We start from the raw sequence: 6,756 nt of genomic DNA, 5'->3' as shown, positions 1-6,756 counted from the left end.
ATGTTCCTGTCCGCGCACGACCTGCAGGTGGTTCTCGTGACGGTTGCGGCGTCCGCGGCGGTCAGCCTTGCCGTCGGTGTGGCGTTCGCCCGCCGGCTGGCGCGGGCGGCGGTCTGGGCCGACCAGGCCCGGCAGCGGGAACGGCAGTTGGAGGCCGGCCGCCGCGAACTGGTCGCCTGGGTCTCCCACGACCTGCGGACACCGCTGGCCGGTCTGCGGGCGATGGCGGAGGCGCTGGAGGACCGGGTGGTGGACGATCCGGCGACGGTGGCCGAGTACCACCACCGGGTCCGGGTCGAGACCGACCGGATGACGCGCCTGGTCGACGACCTGTTCGAGCTGTCCCGGATCAACGCGGGCGCGCTGCGGCCCGCGCTGTCCCCGGTGCCGCTCGGCGACGTCGTCTCCGACGCGATCGCCGCCACCGCGCCGCTGGCCGCCGACCGGGGGGTGCGTGTGCTCGCCCCGGAGACCGGCTGGCCCACGGTCCGGGCCGGCGAGGCCGAACTCGCCCGCGTCGTCACGAACCTGCTCGTCAACTCGGTGCGGTACACGCCGCCGGACGGCACGGTGCGCGTCGACACCGGCCACGACGAGGGCGACGTGTGGTTCGCCGTCTCCGACACCTGCGGCGGCATCCCCGAGGCGGACCTGCCCCGGGTGTTCGACGTGGCGTTCCGGGGGACCCGGGCCCGCACACCGGCCGGCGCGGACCAGCCGGCGCCGGCCGGTGGCGGGCTGGGCCTGGCGATCGTGCGCGGCCTGGTCGAGGCGCACGGCGGGCGGGTGCACGCGCACAACGTCACCGGCGGCTGCCGGTTCGTCGTCCGCCTCCCGCCCGCCTGACAGCCGCCGCGCCCGGTCAGGCGGCGTCCGGGGGACCGGTCTGCGTCAGGCGCCCGTCGGCGAGCCGCAGCCAGCGGTCGACCCCGATCGCGGCGAGGAACCGCTCGTCGTGGCTGACCACGAGCAGCGCCCCCCGGTACGCGTTCAGCGCGCTCTCCAACTGCGCGACGCTGAGCAGGTCGAGGTTGTTCGTCGGCTCGTCGAGCAGCAGGAGATGCGGGGCCGGTTCGGCGCCCAGGACGCAGGCCAGCGTCGCCCGCAGCCGCTCGCCGCCGGAGAGCACCCCGGCCGGCAGGTGCGCCCGCGGGCCGCGGAACAGGAAGCGGGCCAGCAGGTTCATCCGCTGCGCGTCCGGGGCCTGCGGCGCGAACGCGGCCAGGTTCTCCGCCACCGTACGGTCGGAGTCCAGCAGGTCGAGGCGCTGCGACAGGTACGCGATGCGGCCGTCGGCCCGGCTGATCCGGCCCTGCTCGGGTTCCAGGTCGCCGTTGATCAGGCGCAGCAGCGTGGACTTGCCCGCGCCGTTGCCGCCGAGCACGGCGATCCGCTCCGGTCCCCGGATCGTCAGGTCGACGCCACCTGTGGCGAACAGCTGCCGGTCGCCGTACCGGATCTGCGCTCCTTCGGCGGTGAGCAGCGTGCGGCCGGCCGGCACCTCGGTGGCGGGCAGCTCCACCGAGATCCTCTGCTCGTTGCGCAGCGCCCGCTCGGCCTCGTCGAGCCGGGCCCGGGCGTCGTCCACCCGCCCGGAGTGCATCTCGTTCGCCTTGCCGGCGGCCACCTGCGCGTCCCGCTTCATGCCGCCGGCGACGATCCTCGGCAGCCCCGCGTTCTTGAGGTTGCGGGCGGCGTTGCCGGCCCGGCGGGCCGCCCGCTCGCGGGCCTCCTGCAACTCCCGCTTCTCCCGCTTGAGGTCCTGCTCGGCGTTGCGGATGTTCTTCTCCGCCACCTCCCGCGCGGCGCGCGCCGCCTCCTCGTACGCGGTGAAGTTCCCGCCGTGGAACCGCACCTCGCCGCGGTCCAGCTCGGCGATGCGGTCCATCCGGTCCAGCAGCGCCCGGTCGTGACTGACCAGCAGCAGGCAGTCGGTCCACTGCTCCAGCACGTCGTAGAGCCGGTGCCGGGCGTCGAGGTCGAGGTTGTTAGTGGGCTCGTCGAGCAGCAGCACGTCGGGCTGTTTGAGCAGTTGCGCCGCCAGGCCGAGCGAGACGACCTGCCCGCCGCTGAGGGTGTCCAGCCGCCGGTCGAGCGCGAGGTCGCCGAGGCCGAGCCGGTCCAGCTGGGCGCGGGTGCGCTCCTCGATGTCCCAGTCGTTGCCGATGGTGGTGAAGTGCCGCTCGTCGGCGTCGCCGGACTCGATGGCGTGCAGCGCCGCGATCAGCGGGGCGATCTCCAGCACCTGCGCCACGGTCAGGTCGCCGGACAGCGGCAGGCTCTGCGGGAGGTAGCCCGGCACACCGTGCACCGTGACCGACCCGGCGGCGGGCCGCAGCTCACCGGCGATCAGCTTGAGCAGCGTGCTCTTGCCGGCGCCGTTCGGCGCGACCAGGCCGGTCCGGCCCGCGCCGAGGGTGAAGGAGAGGTTCTGGAAGACCGGAGTGTCGTCGGGCCAGGAGAAGTTCAGGTTCGAGCAGACGACGAAGGAATCGGACATCAGGAAGACGACCTCGAAGATGAGGGCGGGCGGACCTCAGCCGCCCGGCGGGGGACACGGTCTCGGGGTACGACGACGCGACCACGGCGCCTGCCTGTGGTCGGTCACATGTCCGGTCTCACCCGGAGATGTCGTCGTCACCCGCCATGTCTGGTCTCCCTGCCTGCCTGATCGCCACTGGATCACTCCGGTCCACCGTAGCACCGGCCGGTGCCCGGCGCGGGCGTGCCGGACCGGCGTCCGCGCGGCGGTCCGCCGCGCCGTGCGCCCTATGCTCCTGGCCATGTCCCAGGTGACTGCGAGCCGCTGGTTCGGGCCGGCCGGATCCTCGACCGGCGACGCCCAGGTGTTCGTCTTCCCGTACGCCGGCGGCGTCGCCGCCTCCTTCGCGCAGTGGCGGGAACTGGCCGCGCCGGAGCTGTCGGTGCAGGTCGCGCTGATGCCGGGCCGGGGCGCCCGGCTGCACGAGCCACCGGTGGACGACCTCGCGGAGCTGGTGGACGCGCTGGCGACGGCCGTCGCCGAGCGGGCGTCCGGGCCGTTCCTGCTGTTCGGCCACAGCCTGGGGGCGCTGGTGGCGTTCGAGGTGACCCGGGAGCTGCGCCGCCGGGGCGCGCCCGCACCGCTGGCGTTGCTGGTCGGCGGCGCGGAGGCGCCGGGGACCCGGCTGGTACGGCGGCGCGTCCACGACCTGGACGACGCCGGTCTCATCGACGCGCTGCGCGACTTCGGGGCCACGCCGGCCGCGCTGCTGGCCGACCGCGACCTGATGGAGCTGATCCTGCCCGGGGTGCGGGCCGACTTCGCGCTGTCCGAGCGGTACGCCTATCGCCAGGGGCCGCCGCTGGAGGTGCCGGTGCACGTGCTGCTCGGCGACGGGGACGAGCACGTGGACCCGGAACGGGCCGCGGGGTGGGCCCGGGAATGTGTCACCGAGCCGCGATGGCACGTGTTTCCCGGCGGGCATTTCTTCCTTACCGACCATCTGCCGGAAATCATCGACCTAATGCGACACATCGTCGTCAGTCACACCCCTGTGGCGGAATAAGCGACAAAGAGCAGGTAAGGACTCGTATCCGCGCCGGACCTTCCACAATGTCCGGTATTCGACCTGGTGAGTGGCCGAGAAGCGGTGTTAAAGTTCGCCATCCGTTCGCCGAAGGGACGTCGCTGACGAGGCGGCATACTGTCGCGTGCGCCGAGGTGTTCATGAGCCGGCCGTACCTTCCGTCCCTGGTCCTACGCGATTACCTGCACACCGTGGCGACCCTCCACCCGCAACTGCGCGAGCTGCTCGACTTCGGCCGTCCCGGCGCGGACGCGGCCCTCGCGGAACTGGCCGGCACGGTCAGCGAGTTCGACACCGACTCCACCGGCCGGGGCGATTCCTATCGCCGGGCTCAGCGGGACACGCTCGTCCGCTGGACCGGTATGCGGCGGCTGCTGGACCTCGCCACGCCGGACGCAGCCGCTCCGGTCACGCTGATCCTCGACGTGCTCGGCGGCGACGGCACGGTGGCCCGCGCCGCAGGCAGCCAGTCGGCCTGCTTCGAGTCCAAACTCGCATTCATCACCGGCGACCTGTCCGGCCACATGGTCGACAAGGCGCTCGCCCACGGCCTGCCCGCCGTCCGCCAGGCCGCGCACTTCCTGTTCCTGCGCGACGCCGGCGTGGACGCGGTGCTGCTGGCGTACGGCACGCACCACATCCCGGCGGCCCGGCGGCCGCAGGCGGTCGCGGAGGCGGCCCGGGTGGTCCGACCCGGCGGCCGGATCGTGCTGCACGACTTCGACGAGTCCAGCCCGATGGCCGGGTTCTTCGGCGAAGTGGTGCACCCGCACGCCGCCGGCGGCCACGACTACCGGCACTTCAGCCGCGCCGAGCTGACCGGCCTGTTCACCGCGGCCGGGCTGCCGGTACGCGTCCTCGACCTGTACGACCCGCTGATCGTGCGCGCCGACAGCGCCGAGTCCGCGTCCGCGGGCATGCGCGACTACGTCGGCGACATGTACGGCGTGCGCGACTACTTCGCGACGCTCACCGACGACGAGGTGTGGCAGCTGCTGACCCGCCACTTCGACCACACCCGTTACCTGGCCGGGATCGGCCGCGACGACCTGCCGGCCCGTCCGCTGGTCTACCGGGCCGACGGGCAGTTCGTGGCCGAGGTGCCCCGGATGGCCATCGTCGCGGTCGCGACGAGGACGCAGGTAGCGCCGTGACCGGCCCGAGCCACCTGACCGGCCCGCGCTACCTGACCGACCTGGTGCACCGGCCCGCCGGCGCCGGCGGCGACCGGCCCGCGATCGTCGGCCCGGACGGCGAGCTGAGCTACACCGCGCTGTGGGAGCGGGCCGGCGCGACGGCCGAGCTGCTGCGCCGCGCCCGCGTGCGGCCGGGTGACCTGGTGGGTCTCTACCTGCACCGGTCCGCCGACTATGTGACGTCGCTGCTGGCGACGCTCGCGGTGGGCGCGGTGGCGGTGCCGGTCGACCCCGAGCTGCCCTCCGGCCGGGCCGAGCAGATGCTCGCGGCGGCCGCGCCCCGGCTCGTCCTGTACGCCGACCGTCCGCCCGCCGTCGCCGCGCCCGCGTCGACCGGGTGGCGGGACGTGCGTACCGCGCGGGCCGGGTCGATGGCCGACCTGACCGATCGCACCGGCTGGCTGCCGCCGGGTGAGCACGCCGCGCTGGTGCTGTTCACCTCCGGCTCCACCGGCCGGCCCAAGGGCGTGGTGCTGCACCACGCCGGGCTGGTCAACCGGCTGGCCTGGGGTCACGAGTGGTTCGGCTTCGGCGCCGACGACCGGGTGCTGCACAAGGCGTCGATCGGATTCGACGCGTCGGTGCACGAGATCCTCTCCCCGCTGATCGCGGGCGGCGCCGTGGTCGTCGCCGGGCCGGGCCTGCAGTTCGACAGCCTCGGGTTGGTCCGGCTGATCCAGCGGGAGGCGGTCACCACCGCGCACTTCGTACCGACCATGTTGCGGCACGTGCTCGACGAGCCGGAGTTCGCCGGCTGCCTCACGCTGCGGCGGGTGCTGTGCGGCGGCGAGGCGCTGGACATGCGGCTGGTCCGGCGGTTGCGCGAGGTGCTGCCGTGCGGGCTGTTCAACGGGTACGGCCCGAGCGAGACGTCGATCAACGTGTCCTACTGGGACTGCGCCGAGCCGTACCCGGGCAGCATCGCCCCGATCGGCCGGATCATCGACGGCGTCACCGCCCACGTGCTCGACGACGATCTGCGCCCGGTGCCCGAGGGCGGGACCGGCGAGCTGTGGATCGGCGGGGTCGCGGTCGGGCTGGGCTACCTGCGCGACGACGAGCGGACGGCGGAACGTTTCCGCGCCGACCCGGCGTGGCCGGGCGCGCGGCTCTACCGCACCGGCGACCTGGTGCGGATCGCGCCGCAGGGCTTCCTGGAGTTCCGCGGCCGGGCCGACGACCAGGTCAAGATCCGGGGGGTCCGGGTGGAGCCGGGCGAGGTGGCCGCCGTGCTGCGCGAGCATCCGGCCGTGCACGACGCGGTGGTGGTGACGGTCCCGGACACCGACGACGGCCCCCGCCTGGTCGGCTACGTCGTGCCGCAGCCCCGGCAGGCCCCGGCGGTCGGCGGGCTGCCGCGCTTCCCGCTGCCGAACGGCATGGCGGTCACCGCGGCGTCGCCGGACGAGGCGGTCTTCCTCTACCGGCAGATCTTCGACCAGGCCGAGTACGCCCGCTTCGGCGTCCGCGTCGGCGACGGCGCCGTGGTCGTCGACGTCGGCGCCAACATCGGGCTGTTCTCGCTCTGGGCGTCCCGGCAGGCGCGCGACGTGCGACTGGTGGCGGTCGAACCGAACCCGGACACCCTGCCGTACCTGCGCGCCAACCTCGGCCTCTACGCCGGGTCGGCGTCGGTCGTCGAGGCCGCCGTGACCGACGCGGCGGGCACCGCCGAGCTGACCTCGTTCCCCGAGCTGAGCTACCTGTCCGGCCTCGGCGCCGACCGGGCCGGCGTCGCCTCCGACCTGGTCCGGTCGCACTACCGCAACGGTGGCGGCGACGCTGACGAGACCGAACAGGCGGCGCTACTCGCGGACGCCCGCCGCCGCCTCGCCCCGGTGGCGCACGTGGTGCCGACGGTGACGCTGTCGGACCTGCTGGACCGCTTCGGGCTGGACCGCGTCGACCTGCTGAAGATCAACACCGAGGGCGCCGAGCTGAGCGTGCTGCGCGGGCTGCGCCCCGAGCACTGGCCCCGCATCCGCCAGGTC

Annotated in this window: 5 protein-coding genes; 4 read left to right on the top strand and 1 reads right to left on the bottom strand. The window is 74.0% G+C overall.

Going from position 1 to position 6,756, the window contains the following annotated elements:
• The coding region (locus KBX39_RS19010) for a sensor histidine kinase KdpD (RefSeq protein WP_210871788.1) at window positions 1–846 on the top strand (846 nt) is incomplete at its 5' end.
• Window positions 847–862: 16 nt separating this feature from the next.
• Here KBX39_RS19010 and abc-f read toward each other — a convergent pair.
• Window positions 863–2,500 carry a ribosomal protection-like ABC-F family protein gene (gene abc-f, locus KBX39_RS19005; RefSeq protein ID WP_210871786.1) on the bottom strand — a complete coding sequence of 546 codons (1,638 nt, stop codon included), beginning with the start codon at window positions 2,498–2,500 and terminating at the stop codon, window positions 863–865.
• Between the two features lie 283 nt (window positions 2,501–2,783).
• Here abc-f and KBX39_RS19000 point away from each other — a divergent pair, with 283 nt between their 5' ends.
• The 3 genes from KBX39_RS19000 to KBX39_RS18990 all read left to right on the top strand — a co-directional run.
• Window positions 2,784–3,548 carry a thioesterase II family protein gene (locus tag KBX39_RS19000; protein ID WP_233607714.1) on the top strand — a complete coding sequence of 255 codons (765 nt, stop codon included), beginning with the start codon at window positions 2,784–2,786 and terminating at the stop codon, window positions 3,546–3,548.
• A 212-nt stretch (window positions 3,549–3,760) separates the two neighbouring features.
• Window positions 3,761–4,723, top strand: a complete 963-nt coding sequence (locus KBX39_RS18995) for a class I SAM-dependent methyltransferase (protein WP_223201121.1) — start codon at window positions 3,761–3,763, stop codon at window positions 4,721–4,723.
• On the top strand, window positions 4,720–6,756 hold a 2,037-nt coding region (locus tag KBX39_RS18990), incomplete at its 3' end, for an amino acid adenylation domain-containing protein (RefSeq protein ID WP_312247459.1). The genes KBX39_RS18995 and KBX39_RS18990, both read left to right, overlap by 4 nt.

This window comes from Micromonospora sp. D75 (assembly GCF_018070405.1).
Classification (GTDB): Bacteria; Actinomycetota; Actinomycetes; order Mycobacteriales; family Micromonosporaceae; genus Micromonospora; species Micromonospora chalcea.
This window is presented reverse-complemented; position numbering and strand designations above follow the sequence as displayed.